Origin of the sequence: Mesorhizobium sp. M5C.F.Ca.IN.020.32.2.1, assembly GCF_004023105.1 — a bacterium.
In the GTDB taxonomy this organism is placed as follows: Bacteria; Pseudomonadota; Alphaproteobacteria; order Rhizobiales; family Rhizobiaceae; genus Mesorhizobium; species Mesorhizobium wenxiniae.
This window is the reverse complement of the sequence record NZ_RZSX01000009.1, coordinates 1-21,037: the sequence shown is the minus strand read 5'-3', so window position 1 is coordinate 21,037 and position 21,037 is coordinate 1. Positions and strand designations below refer to the sequence as shown.

The following is a 21,037-nucleotide window of genomic DNA, read 5'->3' as shown; positions in this document are numbered from 1 at the left end:
ATGCTAGATGCCGTGTTGCAAGAGGTGCCGGCCGAAAGGCTTGCCGGACATTTCCATGACACGAAGGGGCGCGCCCTCGACAACATTCTGGCGAGCCTGGAGAAAGGCCTGCGCACCTTCGACTCCACGGTCGGCGGCCTTGGCGGCTGCCCTTTTGCCCCCGGAGCTAGGGGGAATGCCGACACGCTCGCCGTTGCTGCCGCGCTCGCCGGCAGGGGTTATGAAACCGGCCTCGATTTGGAGCGACTGGAGGAGGCGGCACGTTTCGCGGGCCGCCTGAGAGAGGAGCGGCCATGAACTTCAATACCATCCGCGTCACGACTGACGAGATCGGTGTCGCTACGCTGACCCTCGCCCGCCCGGACAAGCACAACGCCTTGTCGGGACGGATGATCGCGGAGCTCGCGGGCGCTGCCGAACTGCTCGCCAATGACGTCAAGGTGCGAGCGGTGGTTCTGACGGGCGAGGGTGACAGCTTCTGTGCTGGCGCCGACCTCGGCTGGATGCGGGCACAGGCCTCCGCCGCGCGCAACGCAAGAATCGCTGAGGCGAGGAAGCTGGCGCTGGTTCTTCGCGCGCTCAACGAACTGCCCAAGCCGCTGATCGGCCGCATTAACGGCCAGGCATTCGGCGGTGGTCTCGGCCTGACGAGCGTCTGCGATGCTGCAGTAGCCGTCAACACTGCGAAATTCGGCTTCACCGAGGTCCGGCTCGGCCTCATCCCTGCGACGATCTCTCCATATGTGCTAGCTCGAATGGGAGAGGGCCGGGCGCGGCGGGTCTTCATGTCAGCCAGAATATTCAACGCCAATGAAGCCTGCGAACTCGGATTGGTTGCGCGCGCCGTGCCGCCGGCCGATTTGGATGCGGCGGTCGAAGGCGAGGTCCGGCACTATTGCTCGGCCTCGCCGCAGGCGGTCGCCGCCGCCAAGGCGCTCGCGCGTCGACTCGGGCCGGCAATCGATGACGCGATCATTAACGAGACGGTCGCTCTTCTGGCAGATACGTGGGAAACGAGTGACGCCTCCGAAGGTATCGCAGCCTTCTTCGATCGTCGCAGGCCGCGTTGGCAGGCATAAAGCTTGTAGGAAGCTATTCGTCGCTCGCCGCTCGAATAGCCAGGAACGCCAAACGCGACGGGGATATCGCCTTCGCGCTGGATTTGTTCAGTCGGGCCGACCAGGCACTGGGCACGGTGAGGAACAGTAAACCTTAAGGAATGCACCCGCGCGGCCAAGACACGCATCGCCGCTGGCTCGCACAGCAATATGAGCCATAGGCCTTCAGGCACACATCGACGCAGTTAGACTAGCAGCGGTCCGCAACAGCTTCGATCATGTGAAAGGTTCTAGTTCCAGAACTAGGCCCATACATAGAAGCTCACAGCAACTCATAGCGTCCGCCACCTGTCCCGACGGCTCACCCTCTCCGCCAGACGAGGTCTGCTTGCCGCCTATTATCGAGTTCGCCGCCAGCCATCCGCTTGCGCCACGCATACCGGCTCTGACTGAGCTACACCGAACTGCTTGGGCGACCTCGGTCACGACCCCGCCGCGCTCGCCTGGTCGACCAACGCGCGCCTCTCGGCGCGGCTTCACAGCCTCCGTTGTCTCGCGGCTGGCGCGCCGCCGCTGAACTCGGCGACAAGGCCGTCCCTCAGCGTAGCACGGTGGCTCCGGCGACCCATGGCTCAAGGACGGCCGAAAAATTGACCTCTCTCCGTCCCTTGACCAAAGATTGGGCCGTCTAGCTGAGCGGCAGTCGGATCAATCCAACGCCGTTCTCAATCTCGATGCGGGTTCCAAATGGCTTCGAGAGTTCCCGTAGGCGTTCCAGGATGGTCACTGCCAGCGCAGCGGGAGCAAGGCGCGGAACTCCTCGGTTGGCAAACCGCATCGAGCGACGGAGCTCGATCGGAATCAACTTCAATTCAGCAAGCTGATTCTGCTCAAAGCGGCTGACGGCAACAACGCTTTCATAAAATTCCTCGCCGGATTGGGGGCCTACTAATCCCTCTGCCGTCGGGTATCCTTTTGCCACCTCGTCAGCCGTCACCTCTGCGTCCGTATCGACTCGCGGATCCTTGCCGTATACCTCATACATGTCAGCGCCTACTGGGGTCCGTAGGTCCTGACAGAAGAAATTCCCCAAGCTGTAAAAAATGGGTCGCCCTTTATAGATCTCGATGCCTCGCAATACATGCGGTCCATGCACAATATATGCGTCCGCTCCGGCATCAATAAGGTTGCGGGCAAAAGATTGTTCGTAGTCAGCCGGCTCCAAGCTCCATTCGCCCGGTTCGTGTCCGTGGTTCGTGGCGATGCAGAAGTCGGAGAACTGCTTACCCTGACGAATGTTCCGCAGGATGTTGGCGACGTCATGCGGATTAGGTTCGAAGCTGTAGTGGGCTTTGTTTCCAGCTTTGTAGATGATCCCGCCGAGTACCACCCGGCTTGGATCCTTCACGGCGGGTTTGTCGCCTGGTAGCATTTCGCGGACCTGTCGCAAAGTCTCGAGCATCTCCGGCGGAACTATGATACTCTTCGTGAGACGAAGGGGGTTGAGACCTGGTCTGCCTGGTGCCTCGCCTGCCGGATCGCATGCACGAGCCATGCGTCCGAACGTCGAGGCAAATGACATCATCCCGACACGCCCGCGGGGCGTCTCGAGGAAGCGGGCGGCCCCGGCTTGTGCGAGATTTTCGCCTGCGCCCGCATGGATGATTCCGTTCCTATCAAGCGCACGAGTCGTATCACGCATGCCTTCAACGCCCCAGTCGAGCGTATGATTGTTTGCACGACTGAGCATGTTGAAGCCCATAGCCCTCAAGTCAGATCCCAGCTCGGGGTGGCTGATGCAATAGGCCCCGCCGTACTCCGCCTGCGGACATCCTTTGGATTGAACGTCCAAGATGTTGGTTTCCAAGTTGCCAAAAGTAACGTCGGCCCCTTGAAAGAGCTTGAGAACATCGGCCAAGCCAGGATAATGTCCGTTCGTTACTGGCCGCGCATAGAGAAGGTCGCCAACTGCCGCCATCGTAAAGCCGTCTTCGACGTTTGTGGCAAGTGAACCGATGGTATCAAAGCCTCCATCCTGATGGATTGGAGGGTGACTGTTGTAATGCGACTCTCTCTCCATGATCCCCTACTTTTCACAGATGCGATTTTGGCGGTCAGCGAATGCGCGTTTTTGATGCCTACAGCGCCGAATTGTCTACCAATACTGGTGTAAGGTCTGCGCTGCCCATCACATCCAGCCGTCCCGGAATGCCGGCGGCCGGAGCGCGTACATGGCAGGCCACCACGCGCCCGTCTGGCATTGGCACCAAGGGTGGGACTTCGATGCGGCAACGCTCGACCGCAAGGGGGCAGCGCGGGTGAAACGCGCACCCTTTCGGTGGATTAATAGGGCTTGGTACCTCACCCTCGACAGGCGCCTCGAGCCGAACCTGTGTGGGATCCGGCACCGGAGCTGCCGCTATCAACGCTTCGGTGTAAGGGTGAACCGGCCTGGCGAAGAGGGCCTCGCACGGCGCGACTTCCACGATGCGCCCCAAATACATGACCGCGACGCGATGTCCGATATGCTCTACGACACCAAGGTCATGCGAGATGAAGATGAAGGCGATGCCCATCTGCTGCTGAAGATCAAGGAGCAGGTTCAAGATCTGTGCCTGCACGGAGACGTCAAGGGCCGAGACCGCCTCATCGGCGATGATAAGCGAGGGCTTGAGAGACAGGGCGCGCGCGATGCCTAGCCGCTGGCGCTGACCGCCGGACAACTCAGACGGAAGCCTGTGCCTCATCTCGGGCGACATTCCGACCTTTTGTAGAAGGTCCGCCGCGAGCACATCGCGCTGCCGCCGGCTGAGGCGCTCAAAATTCTCGACGGGCTCCGTGATGATCTGTCCGGCCGTGAGACGCGGGTTTAGCGACGAGTAAGGATCCTGGAAGACCATTTGCATCCGCCGGCGAACGGCCCGAAGCGCGTGCTTCTTGAGACCGGCAATGTCGGTCCCGTCGATCAGCACGCGCCCATTCGTCGGCTCCGTGAGCCGCATCAGGAGCCGCGCGACGGTAGATTTGCCGCAACCGGATTCGCCGACAATGCAGAGTGTCTCGCCCGCCTCGACGGAAAAGGATACATCCTCGACGGCGCGAACCACCGGAATCGTCTTCTTCAAGATTCCCGCACCGAGCGGGTAGTGCTTGGTCAGGTTCTCGACTTTCAGCAAAGGACCGCTCATGCGCCCATCACCTCCTTGGCGCGCCAGCAAGCCGCGGCGTGACCCGGCTCGAGATCATCAAGTATGGGCGTTTTTTCGCGGCAAATGTCTATTGCGAATGGGCAGCGAGGCGCGAAGCTGCAGCCCACGATTGGGTCGCGCAGACTTGGCACAATACCCGGGATTTCGGGAAGGCGTCGCTGCCGACCGCGCCGTCGATCAGGCACGGAGCGCATAAGGCCCCGGGTGTAGGGATGCGCCGGACGCGCGAACAGATCGGTTACAGTCGCTTGCTCGACGATCCGGCCGGCATACATGACAATAACGCGTTGGCACGTCTCGGCCACAACGCCAAGATCATGGGTGATGAACATGACGGCCGTTCCGGTGCGCTCTTTCAGATCGCCAATGAGCCGCAGGATCTGTGCCTGGATAGTGACGTCGAGCGCAGTCGTGGGCTCGTCGGCGATTAACAGCTCCGGTGAGCAGGCAAGCGCCATGGCAATCATGGCGCGCTGACGCATGCCGCCCGACATTTCGTGCGGATAGTTATTCACACGTCGCTCAGGGTCTGCGATGCGGACAAGGCGGAGCATCTCTTCGGCCTTTGTCATTGCATCGGACCGGGAGGCTTGCGTATGGATTTGCACCGCCTCGGCGATCTGCCGGCCGACCGTGTAGACCGGGTTTAGGCTCGTCATGGGGTCCTGAAAGATCATCGCGATCTTGTTGCCGCGGATGTGCCGCATCTCCCGATCGGACAACGCAAGCAAGTCACGTCCGTGAAAGCACACCTCACCCCCGACTGTCCTGGCCGTCAGCTTCGGCAACAGGCGAAGGATCGAGAGGGCGGTGACGCTTTTCCCGCAACCGGACTCACCAACCACGCCGAGCGTTTCGGCCTTCTTTACCTGGAAGCTGATGCCGCCCAGGGCCCGGGTGACGCTTTCTTCGCCGTAAAAGTGCGTCTCGAGGTCTCGCACGTCGAGAAGGACCTCGCTGCCTGGGTTTGTGTGCATTTGCATGTCAGCGTCTCCGCTTTCCGCGGGGATCGAATAGATCGCGCAGCCCGTCACCGAGCAGGTTGACTGCAAGGACCGTGACCGCAAGGCAGATACCGGGAGCGAAGATCGTCATCGGGGAGATAGCGAGATAGAGGCGCGAACTGGCGATCATGTTGCCCCAACTCGGAATCTCGGGCGGCACCCCGACGCCGAGGAAGCTTAGTCCTGCCTCCGTCAGGATCGCACTGGCACAGACAATCGCACCCTGGACCATGAGAGGCGGAATGGTGCTGGGCAGGATATGCCGCCACAGCACCTTCGGCAGCCGCGCGCCGCCGCAGAGCGCGGCCTCCACGTAAGGACGTTCGCGAACGCTCAGAACGACTGAACGAACCAGCCGCGCCACGGCGGGCGTCTCGGGGATAGCGATGGCGACAATGAGGATGCCTATCCCGGGGCCGGTCAGCGAAATGAGCGCAATGGCGAGCAGAATCGTCGGAATCGACATCAGTCCGTCCATGACCCGCATCATGACGTTGTCGAAGCCGCGGTTGTAACCAGCGAAGAGACCGATCAGGAGCCCGCACAAAGCTGCGCTCATTGCCGATAGCAATCCCACCATGAGTGAGACGCGGGCGCCGAAAATCGTTCGAGCAAGCACGTCCCGACCCAGATTGTCGCTTCCGAACCACATCTCGGAGGAAGGTGGCTGGAGGCGTTTGAACGGATCCATGTTGACAGGATCGCCAGCGTAGAGCGGGGCAGCCAGCGCCAGAATACTCAGGAGCACCAAGAAACCACCGCCCATCACAACCTGCGGGTGCCGCTTCATCAGACGGGGAAGATCGGACAGCTGCAGCCGCCCCATTGGCACAACTTCGACTGGTGCGGAGAGGAGAGACATGTCAGTACCGGATGCGGGGATCGATCAGCGTGTAGGCCAGATCGACCGTGAGGTTTATGAGGACGTACAGCCCCGAGACCAGGATGAGTACGCTTTGGATAATGGGATAATCTCGGTTGTTGATCGCATCGACGACCAGACGACCAATACCCGGAATGTTGAACACCGTTTCCGTAAGGACGACTCCGCCGATCAAATAGGCGAAGCTTATGCCGATGACGGTCAGGACGGGGACGCCGGCATTCCTCAACGCATGGTGGAAAAGCATGGCATAGGAGGAAGCGCCCTTGGCGGCAGCTGTTCGCATATAGTCCTCCGACAGGACCTCGAGCATGCTAGCCCGCGTAACTCGGCCGATGAATGCTATGTAGCCTAAACTTAACGCTACCGTCGGTAAGACCAAGTGCACGAACCATGGCCCGGGCCCACCTTTGATGGGCACATAACCCTGAACCGGCAGCCAGTGCGTCCTTATGGCCAAGAAGTAGATGAGGAAATAGCCGGTGACAAAGACCGGCACGGAATAACCAACCGCCGAAAAGGCCGTGAGAAGGCGGTCCACTACACCGCCAGTTTGCCACGCAGCAAGAATACCAAACGAGACCCCAACCGCCACCGACAGGATCATCGTCAGGATGGACAACGAAAGGGTCGGTTCAAGCCGCTGCGAAATCAGCTCCAGAACCGGTCGTCCGGCAAAAATGGAAGTGCCGAAATCGCCGCCGAGCATATCGCGCACCCAACGGATAAACTGAACCGGCATGGGATCGTTCAGGCCCAACTTCTCGCGAATTCCGGCTATCATCTCGGCCGTGGCCGTCTTGCCCGCGATGATCGCAGCTGGATCACCGGGCGCTAACCTGAGAAGCAAGAAAACGAACGCCCCGACCATCGCCATAACGGCGACGGTCGAAAGCACTCTGCGGAGGACGTAAGACGCCACTAGCCGGCAGCCTTCTGCATATTCCAAAACGGGAAAAATATCGCCGGTACCTCAATGAGACCAGTTAGCGTCTTGCGACGCGCAATTGGACTCACAATCTGGCCTAGTCTGACATCGCCGACGAAATCCCACCAAACACGTTGCATTTGGCGGGCCAAGGCCTTGCGTTCTTCGAGGCTCGCGATGTCCGGCCACTTGGCTCGAAGTGCTTCATACTCCTCGCTCTTCGGCCACCCGAACCAGGCGTTGTCTCCTGCATTGAGGAAGACCGCCGTATTCGGGTCGCCTTGGACGTAGTCAGGATCGTCCGTGATAAAGATGCTCCAGCCGCCGCTTTCAACGGGCCCCTTGTTGGCTCGACGAGCGACAACACCGCCCCAGTCGCTCGGCGCAAGTTCCGCATTGATACCAATCTTCTGCAGCGTAGCGGCCAGCAGCTGGGAAGCTGCGTGGGCCTGAGCCCAGCTCGTGGGATCGAGGATTACGACCTTCTCGCCGGCGTATCCGGCTTCCTTGAACAGTTGCTTGGCCTTTTCCGGATCGCCTCCTTTCTTGAACCAGCCAGTATTTTCGTCATTCGAATAGGGCGTACTGTTCCCAAATATCGAAGTGACCGGATGGCCAAACCTCGGATCGGGTGCCGTAACGCGCAGGAATGCCTCCTGGTCAATCAGGTGAAGCATCGCTTGGCGTGCCTTTACATTGTCGAACGGCTTTTGCAGATGGTTCATGCGAAGGCACAAGTCGTTGCCTGACTTATTCAGAACCTGAAGTGCCAGATTAGGATCATTCTCAATGACAGGATAGAGATCAGCGGGCGCGTATGTCTGCAGATCAATTTCACCTGTCTGCAACGCCGCTAAAGCAGTCTGCTGATCGGCGATATTGTTCCAAATGACCCGATCGACCTTGACGATCTTCGCGCCGGCGAGTCCATCCGACGGCTCGCCCCGGGACACGTACTTTTCATTCCGGTCGTAGGTGTAGCTCGCCCCGGGCTTGGCAAGAGCTTCATTGAATTTGAACGGTCCCGACCCAATACTCGTGGTGACCTGCTCGGTTGCAGGGCGGCCCGCATCCTTTTCGCGCATCATGAACGCAACCGGAGCGGCAACTCCTCCCAGCATATCGAGTAATATTCCTAGCGGTTCCTTGAGTGTTATAGTGAAGCTCTTGTGGTCCTTTCTTGAGATATCCTTTGCACGCTCCATGAGCAATTGTCCGCCAGGAGCTACCTGTGCCCAGCGGCGAATCGAGGCGACACAGTCGGCCGCGGTGACGGGCGTGCCGTCGTGCCAGGCCAGTCCATCTCGGAGTTCAAAGGTGTAAGTTCTCTTATCATCGGAAACGCCCCATTTCCCAACCATTTGCGGCTGCGGCTTCAGCGCAGAGTCAAGCGCGAATAGGGTATCGTATATGGCAAGGCCGTGAGCTTGCGTAGGATCGGTCGTGGTAAAGATTGGATCAAAGACGGTAATGTCCCCCCATGCCAAGCGGACGGTCCGCGCGTCGCTTGGGGTTGTCTGCGCCCGCAGGATCGATGGGCTTGATAAAGCCGCTCCAGCGGCCATGCTCATTTTGATGAGGTTGCGTCGAGAGATTGCCATGTTCATGCTCCCCTTTTCCAGCTTGTGGCGCGATTGATGCGCGCTCTTGAGCTTTGTCGGTGCCACCACCGAAGGATTTGCCTGTCGTTTTCAACAACAGCCTGATCGGGCGGTGGCTATTTCGAATTGGTAGCACCGGGCCAAGCACGATTTTCGCCAAAATGCAGAGATTGCTGCAATGGAGACCCCACAGAACTGCCAGGTATGAAATACCTGGCCTCCCTTCCACGGAAACTGATCCTCAGTCGCAGACGGGTAATTAGCTCGGAAATTTGGCCCCGGCTCGGCGGCATGCTCTCCCTTGGGAAGAGTCAGATGCCCTAGCAATTTCTTCTGCGCCAAGGATCGCACCCCTCGCACCTAGTGGCCTTGACCCGTATGGATGTTGAGCCAAAAACGGCCTTGCCAACAGAAATGAAGAAATGCGCGGCAGACATGCTCGACATCGATTTCTTGACGCTCGGTAAGCCCAACGCCTTTCGCGCCGTTAACGCGCTTCGTCATGTTCAACGTCAGATGGTTCCCAATTTCCTGCCTACCTCAGTAAATGCCTCCACTGCACGGTCGATATCCTCGGTTGAATGCGCGGCCGACATCTGCGTCCTGATCCGCGCCTGGCCCTTGGGCACGACGGGGAAGGAGAAGCCGATCACATAGATGCCGCGCTCCAGCATCATCTCCGCCATCCGTTGCGCCAGCGCGGCGTCACCCAGCATCACCGGGATGATCGGATGATCGGCGCCGGCAAGCGTGAATCCCACCTTCGTCATCCCGGAGCGGAAGCGCGCGGCATTCTCATAAAGGCGCTGCCGTAGTGCGTCGCCTCCCTCGATGATGTCGAACACCTTGAGTGAGGCCGCCGCGATCGCGGGCATCAGCGTGTTGGAGAAGAGATAGGGCCGCGAGCGCTGACGCAGCCAGTCGACGACCTCCCGTTTGCCGCTCGTATAGCCGCCTGACGCGCCACCCAGCGCCTTTCCGAGCGTACCGGTGATGATGTCCACCCTGCCCTCTACTGCGCAATGCTCAGCCGAGCCGCGGCCGTTTTTGCCGACGAAGCCGACGGCGTGGCTGTCGTCGACCATCACCATCGCATCGTATTTTTCCGCCAGATCGCACACCCCCTGGAGGTTGGCGATGATGCCGTCCATCGAAAAAACGCCGTCGGTTGCGATCAGCTTGAAACGGCTGCCTTCAGCCTTCTTCAGCTCCTCCTCCAATGCCGCCATGTCGTTGTTGGCGTAGCGGAAGCGTTTCGCTTTGGAAAGGCGCACCCCGTCGATTATCGAGGCGTGGTTGAGCGCGTCCGAGATGACGGCATCCTCTTCCGAAAGCAGCGTCTCGAACAGGCCGCCATTGGCGTCGAAGCATGAACCGTAGAGGATCGTGTCCTCCATGCCGAGGAAACTCGATATCTTTGCCTCGAGCTGCTTGTGCTCCTCCTGCGTGCCGCAGATGAAGCGCACCGAAGCCATGCCGTAACCATAGCGGTCGAGCGCAACCCTGGCTGCCCCGCGAATCTCCTCGCTGTCGGAAAGGCCGAGATAGTTGTTGGCGCAGAAATTCAACACTCTCTGACCGGCAACTTCGATTTCGGCAGACTGCATCGAGGTGATCACCCGCTCGGACTTGTAGAGTCCCGCGGACTTCAAAATAGCCAGTTCCGCTGACAAATGGGCAATGAATGCATTCTTCATCGGCAACTCCGCAGGAGGACGGCCTACACAAGCGTATGATCATTTCGAGCTGACGGTTCGCTCAACCGTAGGTCGTCGCGAACGTAGCCAGCGCCGAGGCCGTCAAAAGCCAACAGAGATTGTGCCCACGAGCAAACCGGCATCATCATCTCAGGAAAAACGCGACGGTCCGCCCGCCTATTCAGGTAGGCGTTCTGGTACGGCAGAACATTCGCCCTACCATTGCGGACCGGGCACTCTTTTTGCGACAGCTGGCGGTCGAGTGGTTCGAAGATTTCGGGTATGAGGGTCGGAAGTCCACCAAATCGAGGAGGAGGACATCCGCCGAAACGGCCCACTCCATTTCGGAGCTTGTATAATGAAAGCTCAGTGAGAGCTCCGCGAACGAGGCCGCCAAGCTACTGTCGCGTGGCTTTTTGATCACGGATAAATGACAGCAGTCGACCATGCAGGATCATCGTGCTTTTGCCAGTAGAGATCAATCAGCCGGCGGGTGATGGGCCCGACGTGCCCGCTAGCGATTGCGGCGTCATCCATACGAGTCACGGGCATGATGCCGCCGGCAGTCGACGTGATGAATACCTCGTCAGCCGCTTTGATATCAGCACGGCTGATATCAGCGGCCGAGACGGACAGACCAATCTCGGCGCAAAGATCGAAGACAGTGCGTCGCGTTATGCCTGGCAACACCCCAAAAGCGGGTGTCCTTAAGGAACCGTCCTTGACAATGAACACATTGAAGCCAGGCCCCTCCGCAATGTGTCCGTTCGTATCCAGGATCAGCGCTGTCTCCGCCCCCCTGTCGTAAGCATCGAAGAGGCCCTTCACGAGATCGAGCCAATGATAGTTCTTGATCAAGGGATCGACCGAATTGGGCGGGATGCGCACCGTCTCGCTGATCGCGACGTGCAAGCCTCTTTCTAGCTGCTCCGGGTTGGCAACCGATCCATATGGGACAGCAAACGCGATGAAGCGGTTCTCCGCCTGGCGGGGATCGCGGCTGAAGGTCGGCGAGGAACCGCGCGTGCAAATCATCTCCACGTACGCCGACTTGTGGCCCGACAGCGCGACGCAATCCTCAAGGATCGAGGCGATCTTCTCGCGATCGTAGGGAAGCTTCATTCGCAGCCGTTCAACGCCCCCCAAAAAACGGTCAAGATGCAAATTCAACCGGAAGAACCTGCCATTCCAGACATGCACCGTGTCGTAGGTTGCGTCGGAGTGCAGGAAACCCCAATCAAGCACGGAGATCTTGGCCTCGGACATAGGCAGATATTGCCCGTCCATGAACGCAACCCCGTGCGGGTAGCGCCGTCGATCAACGTAATGCGCGTCAAAAGTTGGAAGCGCAGATGAAAGCTGTGTCATAGGGGGCGCCATTCTTTTTTCTTTAAGCCGGTACGGTTGCTTTTCCCGCGTCGAACGATTGGCAACTCACGGCGTCCTGACGCTGGATGGACTACGTCCTCTAGATTGCACAGTTGATCAGGCGAAAAAGCTCAATTTGATGCTGGACGCGCAATGGCGGTTTCAAAAAGTGGCTTAGATTGATGGCTTAGCCGCGCCCACTAAACACTACGCCATAACCCGCGGCTCGAACTTGACACGATCGAGCGAAATCATGCTCCGGAATTTTCGGACATTGGGATTGGTGTAGAGTTTCGTCTTGACGAAGACGTCAAAGGCCTCGACGTCCTCAACTGCCACGATCAGCACAAAATCGGCGTCGCCCGTAACCATGTAGCACTGGGTAACCTCTTTGGCCGCCCGCATCGCGCGCTTGAATTCATCGACAAGGTCAAGACGCTCACGGTCGAGCTCTACCGTGACAACAATGGTAAGCGATTTGCCAAGAGCCTTCGGATCCACCAGCGAGATGTCGGCAACAATCACGCCATCTGCACGCAACTTGTTCACTCGACGCATGCAAGATGCGGCCGAAGAACCGACCAACTCCGCCAACTCGGCAAAGGAGAGCCGGTTGTTCTTCTGTAGAGCCGTGAGGATCCTTCGATCTAGGTCATCCATGGAACAACGTCTGCAATGATATGATTTCAATAATCGTCGCAGGCTGCGCTACATTCATTGCATAATACGTGAAAAATTGAAACAATTTTGTCAATTTTTTGCCATCGACGACAGGAATGAGCCGCCCGAACGACCCAGCCGAGGTTCATTTATGGTCGTACTTCTCCACATTCAAACTGCGCAGCGCGGTGGTTCGTTCCTGGATAGAGCGCCGGTCGATTTGTTGCCCGTCGGTTTGGCGATTTGACGTCGCACGATCAATCGCGTGACCGGTTGCCGGCACCGGAACAAATTTGCGGCGCGCGGCATCTGCGCGCTGCCCAGGGACGACTTCAACTGGCGTTGTAACGTTTGTTAGCAATTTTGCCGCGTGAGGGCGAAACCGGGCTTGTTCGCTCGCCCGTGCACTCGTGGATTCCATGAGAGCAAGATTCGATGATCATGCGTTTTGTGGGCAGATCCTACTTTTTCAAGTTATGTCAGCAGTGGCCGGGGAATCACCCATCAAATAGAACGCTTGTTGCAACCATCCCTCTGAGCAACTTCTCGGGTGGGAGCGACACCCGCCCGAGCGGCGAATAACATCGCGACCAATACGATCCTCCTCGCGGATGCCGCGATCATCTGTAGCGTGGCCGGTGTCACCGGAGTTGATAGACGTCCGGGCGAGCGCCGGCCTAAGAAGTAGGAAGGACGAAGATCCGACCATCACCAGGGCGGCGATGGTCGAAGCAATCTACGTGTAGTTGAGGCCGCCATTGTCCTCAGGCATTTTGTATGTTCCACATTCCGAAACGCTGTGGCATCTCGACTAACCCGGTGAGTGTCTTTCCACGGGCAACTGGCGAGATGATTTGACCCAAGCCCACGTCCGCTACTAAGCCCAACCAATACGTTGCATTTTGCGAGCAATTTCCTTCCGGTCGTCGAGCGTTCGAGCGTTCCGACACCCGCTAATTTGGACGGATCGAGGCCACACAGTCTGCCGCTGTCACGGATGTGCCGTATTGCCAGCCCAAACCATCCGGAGCTCGCGCGTATATGCCTTCTTGTCGTCGGAGCCAATTCCCCACCACTTCGGGACGCGCCAATATCTTGGAGCCGAGCGCGAAGAGCGTGTTGATAGACGGACAACATGGGTCTGGGTGGGGCCAGATGTTGTAAAGATTGGATCGAACGCGGTTAGAGCAACGTCCATTACCATCCGTACCGGATGCTAATATCTGGCGTAGAAATGTTTCCGCCACAATGGGTCGACTGCCGAAATACTGCTCCACAAAGCGACGTGGCGTGAAACTTCTCAGCGTACGACTTAGACCTCGATCTCGTCGAGCGGCCAGATCGGGCGGCGGACATGGCGGTAGAATGCCTTGCGGATGAAGACCGGGGAATCCAATCCGCCGCCGTCGACCGCGACGACCTCGCGCGCGATCGGTTCGAACGCCGCGCGGAAATGATGATAAGACTTTAGCGCTATGGTCGCGCAGTGGAGTGGGTCGATGCCCAGGGAAGTGAGTTGGGCGACGTCTACCGCTTGTTCCGGCCTAGAGATTACGGCGACTTCGATGCCGCCCACGCGCAGCATCAGGCTCGGCCCGAAGCTGCGCCATGCGCCTCCACCAAGAAAGGAAGGCCCGTAGCAGCGAAAGCGGCCGTCGGTGATAGAGACAACCTGCGCCTTAACCTCGAGCGGCCCCCCGCCCATCTCGGGGGCGTGCTTGCCGCCGAGCAGGATGCTCCCCTTGTTGCCGACGCCAATGGTCATTCCAGCCCGCACAGCTGCCGGATCGAAGATCGCATGGAAGGCCGCATTCTGGAGGTCGGCCGCGATCATCGCGCGTAGCAGATCCGTCGAGTCGCCATAAGCACCGGAACCGGGATTGTCGCTGATATCGGCGAGCAACAGAGGCTTGTCGGCGCAAACCTCGCCGGCTTTGGCCCTGTCCACCGCCTCGGCGACGCTGATAGGAGTGTCTCGCGCGGAGACAAAATTGCGTGTCTCCCACGCAAAATCCATAAATTCCTCGGCGATGCGCTGCGCGTCACTGGTGTCGCCATCGGCGGTGACGGTGACGCTGGGTCCGACATCGTATATGTCGCTCATCCGAAACCCAGCGCAAACACTAACCACGAGGGCCTCGCCAGAGGCCTCAAGGGCCTCGCCGCGGTCGATAAGCTCGCGCATCGGACCACTCTGTGTGCGCCCCGAGTCGAGACCGCCCATCATAGGGCGCTTCGCGATGACAGTGCGGGGGCGGATTTCGCCGCGCAGGGCGCGGTCGAGCAGCTTGGCACCCTGCCAAGTGCGTTCATAGTAGTCGATATGAGGGTAGGTGCGCACGGCGATTAGCGCCGAGGAATTTGCCGCCATCTTCTCCGTGACGTTCGCGTGCAGGTCGAGCGTGGCAATGATTGGCGCGTCACGCCCGAGCGCGGCGCGCAGCCGGGCGAGGATTTCGCCTTCTGGATCCTCGCAATCCTCAGCCACCATAGCGCCGTGCAAGTTGATAAGCGCGCCATCGCAGCCTTCGGCGCCGGCCAGAAACCAGGCGCAAAGCTGCTCAAAAGCTTCCTTCGTCACCACCCCTCCAGGGGTGGCACTAGCCGCGAGTGGGTGGGAAAGTGCCCAGCCGAATTTCTCCGCCGCCTCGAACACCGCTCCCAGTGCAGTGCGCGTGCCCCGTCGCGCCGGCGGGATCTCGTCGCCCAACAGCAGGGTGCCGGCGCGGAATCGCTCAAGCGTGGTCGGCACCTTGCTGAAAGTGTTTGCCTCGTTTTCGATCTCGCCCGTGAGGATGCGATAGCTCATGGGAATGTCTCCGGGGTACGAAGGGAGAATAAGTTACGGAAGGCAGCGCCAAGGACCGCCAAACTGACCCACCATAGACCAGGGTCATCATTCTAAGCGCCAATGCTCGCGCTGCGATCGCAACTCCTGGACTTTCACGTGAGTCACAGCTGTTCCTAGAGATGCGGCGATCCATGTGGCGTCGCCGTTGGTGGCCGGTTCCTAAAAGCCGGCCTCAAGAGCAGCGAGATAAAGACCTCCGACTAGCAAACGAAGTACGCGGGCAGCCAGCGAATCACGCTTTCTGGATGTTCCACATAAGGAAGTAATCTGGAACGCCAATCAGACCGGTGAGCGACTTGCGTCGGGCAATTGGCGACACGACTTGACCTAAAAAGACGAAGCCGACGAAGTCCCACCAAATCCGTTGCATCTCTCGAGCCAGGGCCTGGCGCTCTTCCAGTGTTCCGGCATCAGCCCATTTGACCCGGAGCGCCTCGTATTCGTCGTTCTTGGGCCAGCCAAACCAGCCCTCTTCGCCATTCGCGGTTAAGTAGGCTGCAGTGTGGGGGACGGTCAGGCCGAAATCGGAAACGCTCGTGATGAAGATGCTCCAGCCCCCATCCTCAACGGGGCCCTTCTTCGCGCGGCGCGCGACAAGGGCGCTCCAGTCGCTTGGCGCAAGCTCAGCATTAACCCCGACCTTGCGCAAAGTATCCGCCAGAAGCTGAGAGGCATCACTGGCCGCTGCCCAGGTCGTGGGTTGGAGAATGACGACCTTCTCGCCGGCATATCCGGCCTCCTTGAAAAGCTGTCTGGCCTTTTCGGGGTCGCCGCCCTTCTTGTACCATCCCGTGTTTTCGACGTTGGTATAGAGCGTATCGGCCCCAAACAGCGACGCGAGGCTACGGCCGTATTTTGCATCCGGGGAAATGACGCGCAGAAAAGCCTCCTGATCGATCAGGTGAAGCATCGCTTGACGCGCCTTCACATTGTCAAAGGGCTTCTGCAAACAATTCATGCGCAAGAACATGTCCTGGCCCTTGTCCAGTACCTGCAGCGCAAGGTTGGGATCCCCCTCAATCACAGAGTATAGATCGGCCGGCGGGTCTGACACGAAATCAACCTCACCGGCCTGCAAGGCCGCGAGCGCGGTCTGTCCATCGGCGATAACTTCCCAGATGACGCGGTCGACCTTGACGACCTTTCCACCGCCGAACCCGTCGGGGGGCTCACTCCGCGGTTCGTATTTTTCGTTGCGGTCGTAAGTGAAGCTCGCACCAGGCTTCGCAAGATCATGGTTAAACTTGAACGGTCCCGATCCGATGTTCGCCGTCACCTGCTCGGTTATAGGATGCTCTGCGTCCTTCTCTCGCATGATGAATAGCGGATAATTTGTGGTTGCCAGCAGATCGATCAGCAGCCCCAGCGGTTCCTTGAGCGCGATGGTGAACGTCTTGTCGTCTCTTTTCGAAATATCCTCTGCACGCTCCATGACCAGACGCCCGCCGGAAGTCTGGCCCCAGCGCCGGATCGAGGCCACGCAGTCCGCTGCGGTGACGGGAGTGCCGTCGTGCCAGCCCAAGCCGTCCCGGAGCTCGAATGTATAGGTCTTCTTGTCATCGGAAATACCCCACTTCCCCACCATTTGCGGCTGCGGCGTAAACTTGGAGTCGAGCGAGAACAGCATGTCGTATATCGCAAACGCGTGGTCGGTTGTGAATGTGGATGTTGTATAGTACGGATCGAAGTTGGTCAGGTTCTCCCTCACCAGACGTACCGTCCGAGCATCAGTTGGCACCGTCTGTGCCCGTAGAACTGAGGGGATTGACGCAGCCGTTCCAGCGGCCATGCCCATCTTAATGAGATTGCGGCGTGAGAGTGTCATGTTTTATTTTCCTCCCATATTAAACAGTTTCGCGGCTGATCTGCGCCAACTCGTCCTGCCGTCGTCCAAAGCCAAGGTCCCGCCAATCTTTTTAACAAGCGGGCGGCGGCATTTGCGGGACGGTAGCACCAGGGGGGATGAGTTTGCTCCAAAGTGTGCCGGCTGCTGAAATTCGGGCTGCAAAAGTGACGCGGTGTGAAATGACTCCGCTCCTGAGGGCCGCACGGCAGCTTGATCATCGGTCGCAGACACGACCATTGGAGCGGGACCTTTCGAGGAGCGCGCTCGTCGGCCAATCCGGCCGGCTTTCACCCGCCGCAGGTCGGGCACAGGCAGGCGGGAACGTTGTCACGCTGTTTGAAATGTGGCGCGTGCGGCCAACACGCCCTTTGTGGCGCGTGCGGCCAACACGCCCTTTCCGGCAGACCGTGCAAGTCAAGGAGTTGGCGTTTCACCACCATAGGAGCGCAATTCGTCGATGATCATACCCTATTGCGGCCGGCCCTGCTTATTGTGCGCAGACTCTTAGTGGAAACGTCCCATGAGGGCGACAGCACATCATGACGCCCTCAGCCACGTCGAACTCACGTGCGAGGCTACGGCCCCTGAACATGCCCAGCCTGCATGTCCGATCGTTCGATATGGCACTGCGCGCCCTACGAGCGTTCCTGTTCGATCACCGCTTTCGTCACCCGGATCGCCTCACATGAGGTCGTGTTGGCAAAGAGGCAGATAAGCATCCGGCCGCCGGTCGCGGAAGAACTGCCAATGATGTCTTTCCACGCGTAGCAAACCAGTGTCCAGGTCGGCTACGACCAATTCATCCTCGTCCCCGCCTTGAACAATTGTCTCGCCCCGTGGCCCGGCGAAAAAGCTGTTTCCGTAAAACTTCCCCACCTTCCACGGCTCATTGCCGACGCGGTTAATAGCGCCGACAAAGATGCCATTGGCGACGGCTGCGGCGTTTACTTCCAGATCCCAGGTGTAACGCTTCATGGTCCTGTCGCGGACGGAGTGAAGACAATCTCGGCGCCGCCGAGAGCGAGCGCGCGGTAGCCTTCCGGAAAATGCCTATCGTAGCAGATATAGACACCTACCCGGCCGAACGCAGTATCGAAAACCGGAAAACCAAGATTGCCGGACCTGAAGTACAACTTCTCCCGATTGATCAGATCGTCGGGATGGGGATCTTCCGGTACTTGCCAAGGTAGGAACCATCAGCATCGCGCGTGCAAACCCCGTGATGCAGCCAGTTCGCGATGTGCTGCGAGGAAACGCACAGCGTGGCGCAGTCCTCCATCAGCGCGACCTCGTCGAGGTCGGGCACCTTGGAGCAGCCGACGCCCTGCTCGATCCAGCGCACAACATAGCCGAGGATGCCCTGGCAGTTGTTGCCTTCTGCATAGCTTCTGGCGCCCAATTGGGCAGCACCGCTACCGGGATGGAAAGCATATCGTCCAGACTGGCGCGCTTACGGCTCTTCAGGCTCTCCTACACCGCATGTACATCGACGCGGTGATAGTGCGTGGCGTGGAGCGTCGCCGCGGTCGGCGACGGCACCTATGCCGTGTTGGCCCCGGCCTTCGGATGCCCGATCTCCTGCTCCAGCTGGCCGCCATCAGGTCGGGCATCGCCCACATGCCCTTGCCGATCTGGGCGCGTCCCGCGAGCCCGCGGGCGAGGCCGACGTCCACATTCCAGTTCTCGTAGGCCGCGATCCAGGCCGACTGCTTCATTTCGCCCTTGCGGATCATCGGCCCCGCTTCCATGGAAGTGTGGATCTCGTCGCCGGTGCGGTCCAAAAAGCCGCTGTTGATGAACACCACCCGCTCCTTTGGCGGCGCGGATGCACTCCTTGAGGTGTCAATCGGCGCGCAAAACTGACCCCGAATCGGCGTCCAATTTTGACCCCCCCTTGTAGTGCACGACAGTGAGCGCCCGACCGGGTGGAACTGGTCGGGGTTGTGCAGCCCGGTCGGGCGCGTTGGTTAGGCTCCCCCGGCTTTAGATTCCATGAGGCGTGAACCGCGCCCGGCGCTCTGCAAAAGTGTGGTTGCACAATCACTCACCAGGAGACGACCATGCATGCTCCCCAAAGCCAGTACGACAGTGCCACCGCGATCCGCACAGATCTGGGCGCGATCTTTGTCTCCCTCGAGCTGAGCCGGGCTACATGGTTGGTCACGTCGTTGTCGCCGGGCAGCGGTGAGAAGATGTCGAAGCATTCGGTTCGCGGCGGCGACATCGACAATTTGCTTTGTCGCTTCACGCATCTTCAGGGGAAGGCGCGCTACCGTACTGGTCGCGTCTTTCCCATTGTTACGATCCAGGAGGCAGGGCTTGATGGGTTCTGGATTCATCGGGTTCTGCAGGACCATGGCATCGAAAGTCATATTGTCGACGCAGCATCAATTGCCGCGTCACGCCGCGGTCGGCGGGCCAAGACCGACAAGATCGATGGCGAGACGCTGGTGCGTGCGCTGCTCGCCTTCAAGCGTGGTGAGCCTCGCGTTTGTGCGATGGTCAGGGTGCCGAGCCGGCAAGAGGAGGACCGGCGACGCATATGTCGCGAGCGACGCGTCCTCATCGCTGAACGGGTTGAACACGTCAACCGCATCAAGGGTCTGCTCTTTGCCCAAGGCATTGGTGGATACCAGCCGCTACGAATGGACAGACGCATGCGGCTCGAAGAGCTCCGGACCGGCGACGGCAGGGCCTTGCCTCCTCATCTCAAGGCACAGATCGTCCGCGAACTCGATCGACTCGAGCTGCTGCTCGACCATATTGCTGTCGTTGAGCAGGAGCGTGACCTGCTGGTGAGCGCAGCCGATGAAAGCAACCCCGCAACAACACCGGCCGCGATGTTGTGCGCCATCAAGGGAGTAGGGGCGGAGATCGCGGCCGTTCTTTGCACCGAGGGGTTAGCGCGTCATTTTGACAATCGCAGGCAGGTTGCCGCCTACGCGGGATTGGCGCCCACGCCTTGGCAGAGCGGGACGATTGACCGGGAACAAGGCGTGTCAAAAGCAGGCAATCCCCGACTGCGAACGACAATGATCCAGCTAGCCTGGCTGTGGCTGCGCAATCAGCCGTCTTCGGCGCTGAGCGAATGGTTCTTTCAGCGCGTCCAGTCAGATGGTGGACGCCATAAGAAAAGCAGCATCGTCGCTCTCGCCAGAAAATTGCTCGTCGCACTCTGGAAGTACGTCAGGTTCGGCGTCGTAATCGACGGGGCCGTGATGAAGGCGGCATGACAAACGCACCGCATCAACCCGTTCTCGAAATCTTCCAGGACTGATCAATCCTGGCGGATCCAGGTGGGCGAACCGGCTCAAAGTATGGCTCCAAAAAACGCCGCGCTTTAGAATGGTCACGTCCTCCTGAGCCTTACCGCAACGCAAGCGGAATGATGGTGCTGCCGCGACCGTGGCGACCGTATGTGAGTTTGAACCGGCAAGGAAAGCCGCGTCAGGCGCAAGGCTCAGACCCATGGAATCCGATGGCCGGACGGAGGGCCTCCATGTCTTGACGCCAAACTCCTCATGTGAGCTTTGAGATCGGTTCTTGAAGCGCCAGGACTCGTTGCCGGTCTCGATGATCTCGCAGTGATGGGTGAGCCGGTCGAGCAGCGCCGTGGTCATCTTGGCGTCGCCGAAGACGGCCGGCCACTCGCCGAAGGCGAGATTGGTGGTGACGATGATGGAGGTCCGTTCGTAGAGCCAGCTGATCAGGTGGAAGAGCAACTGTCCGCCGGCCTGCGCGAAGGGCAGATAGCCGAGTTCGTCGAGCACGGCGAAGTCGAGCCGGGTGAGGTAGTCGGCGATGCGCCCCTGATTGCCGGCACGGTGCTCGGTCTCGAGGCGGTTGACCAGATCGACGACGTTGAAGAAGCGTCCGCGTGCTCCACCACGGATGAGGGCGCGGGCGATTGCGATCGCCAGATGCGACTTGCC

Annotated in this window: 16 protein-coding genes and 3 pseudogenes; 3 read left to right on the top strand and 16 right to left on the bottom strand. The window is 59.4% G+C overall.

All coding sequences use genetic code 11. The features are described 5' to 3' along the window. Positions 1 to 297 (top strand): annotated as a pseudogene (locus EOA86_RS01050) (hydroxymethylglutaryl-CoA lyase); the annotation flags it as partial. Then, positions 294 to 1,079, top strand: a complete 786-nt coding sequence (locus EOA86_RS01045) for a crotonase/enoyl-CoA hydratase family protein (RefSeq protein ID WP_128340460.1) — start codon at positions 294 to 296, stop codon at positions 1,077 to 1,079. The pseudogene EOA86_RS01050 and the gene EOA86_RS01045, both read left to right, overlap by 4 nt. Positions 1,080 to 1,746: 667 nt before the next feature. On the opposite strand, the gene EOA86_RS01040 is transcribed toward EOA86_RS01045, so the two are convergent. From EOA86_RS01040 to EOA86_RS00970, 15 genes and pseudogenes are all read right to left on the bottom strand, one after another. After that, on the bottom strand, positions 1,747 to 3,138 hold the full coding sequence (locus EOA86_RS01040) for a CapA family protein (protein WP_128340459.1): 1,392 nt from the start codon (positions 3,136 to 3,138) through the stop codon (positions 1,747 to 1,749). Between the two features lie 58 nt (positions 3,139 to 3,196). Further along, complete coding sequence (locus EOA86_RS01035; RefSeq protein ID WP_128340458.1) at positions 3,197 to 4,246, bottom strand: dipeptide ABC transporter ATP-binding protein; 1,050 nt, start codon at positions 4,244 to 4,246, stop codon at positions 3,197 to 3,199. Then, entirely contained in the window at positions 4,243 to 5,250 is a 1,008-nt protein-coding gene (locus EOA86_RS01030) for an ABC transporter ATP-binding protein (protein ID WP_128340463.1), read from the bottom strand. Before EOA86_RS01030 ends, EOA86_RS01035 begins: the two co-directional genes overlap by 4 nt. A gap of 1 nt (position 5,251) precedes the next feature. Further along, positions 5,252 to 6,133 carry an ABC transporter permease gene (locus EOA86_RS01025; RefSeq protein ID WP_128340457.1) on the bottom strand — a complete coding sequence of 294 codons (882 nt, stop codon included), beginning with the start codon at positions 6,131 to 6,133 and terminating at the stop codon, positions 5,252 to 5,254. Between the two features lies 1 nt (position 6,134). Continuing rightward, positions 6,135 to 7,076, bottom strand: coding sequence for an ABC transporter permease (locus EOA86_RS01020; RefSeq protein WP_128340456.1), 942 nt, complete (start codon positions 7,074 to 7,076; stop codon positions 6,135 to 6,137). Further along, on the bottom strand, positions 7,076 to 8,683 hold the full coding sequence (locus tag EOA86_RS01015; protein WP_128340462.1) for an ABC transporter substrate-binding protein: 1,608 nt from the start codon (positions 8,681 to 8,683) through the stop codon (positions 7,076 to 7,078). Before EOA86_RS01015 ends, EOA86_RS01020 begins: the two co-directional genes overlap by 1 nt. 512 nt (positions 8,684 to 9,195) lie before the next feature. Then, the gene (locus EOA86_RS01010; protein WP_128340455.1) at positions 9,196 to 10,380 is read right to left on the bottom strand and encodes a glycine C-acetyltransferase; all 1,185 of its coding nucleotides are present in this window, start codon (positions 10,378 to 10,380) and stop codon (positions 9,196 to 9,198) included. A gap of 420 nt (positions 10,381 to 10,800) precedes the next feature. After that, entirely contained in the window at positions 10,801 to 11,748 is a 948-nt protein-coding gene (locus EOA86_RS01005) for an aminotransferase class IV (protein WP_164891517.1), read from the bottom strand. Positions 11,749 to 11,955: 207 nt separating this feature from the next. Continuing rightward, positions 11,956 to 12,408 carry an Lrp/AsnC family transcriptional regulator gene (locus EOA86_RS01000; RefSeq protein ID WP_128340453.1) on the bottom strand — a complete coding sequence of 151 codons (453 nt, stop codon included), beginning with the start codon at positions 12,406 to 12,408 and terminating at the stop codon, positions 11,956 to 11,958. Between the two features lie 145 nt (positions 12,409 to 12,553). Next, a complete protein-coding gene (locus tag EOA86_RS00995) occupies positions 12,554 to 12,829 on the bottom strand; it encodes a hypothetical protein (protein WP_128340452.1) in 276 nt (91 codons plus the stop codon). Positions 12,830 to 13,720: 891 nt separating this feature from the next. Next, the gene (locus EOA86_RS00990) at positions 13,721 to 15,217 is read right to left on the bottom strand and encodes a M81 family metallopeptidase (protein ID WP_128340451.1); all 1,497 of its coding nucleotides are present in this window, start codon (positions 15,215 to 15,217) and stop codon (positions 13,721 to 13,723) included. Between the two features lie 274 nt (positions 15,218 to 15,491). Continuing rightward, positions 15,492 to 17,084 carry an ABC transporter substrate-binding protein gene (locus EOA86_RS00985; protein ID WP_128340450.1) on the bottom strand — a complete coding sequence of 531 codons (1,593 nt, stop codon included), beginning with the start codon at positions 17,082 to 17,084 and terminating at the stop codon, positions 15,492 to 15,494. Between the two features lie 702 nt (positions 17,085 to 17,786). Next, entirely contained in the window at positions 17,787 to 18,080 is a 294-nt protein-coding gene (locus EOA86_RS00980) for a nitrilase-related carbon-nitrogen hydrolase (protein WP_128340449.1), read from the bottom strand. Then, on the bottom strand, positions 18,077 to 18,238 hold the full coding sequence (locus EOA86_RS41095) for a nitrilase-related carbon-nitrogen hydrolase (RefSeq protein ID WP_164891516.1): 162 nt from the start codon (positions 18,236 to 18,238) through the stop codon (positions 18,077 to 18,079). The genes EOA86_RS00980 and EOA86_RS41095 overlap by 4 nt, the downstream gene beginning before the upstream one ends. 68 nt (positions 18,239 to 18,306) lie before the next feature. Beyond that, positions 18,307 to 18,940: pseudogene (locus EOA86_RS00970) on the bottom strand (malate synthase G); the annotation flags it as partial. A 225-nt stretch (positions 18,941 to 19,165) separates the two neighbouring features. Here EOA86_RS00970 and EOA86_RS00965 point away from each other — a divergent pair. Further along, positions 19,166 to 20,338 carry an IS110 family transposase gene (locus EOA86_RS00965; protein WP_128340448.1) on the top strand — a complete coding sequence of 391 codons (1,173 nt, stop codon included), beginning with the start codon at positions 19,166 to 19,168 and terminating at the stop codon, positions 20,336 to 20,338. A 300-nt stretch (positions 20,339 to 20,638) separates the two neighbouring features. On the opposite strand, the pseudogene EOA86_RS00960 reads toward EOA86_RS00965, so the two are convergent. Continuing rightward, positions 20,639 to 21,037 (bottom strand): annotated as a pseudogene (locus EOA86_RS00960) (ATP-binding protein); the annotation flags it as partial.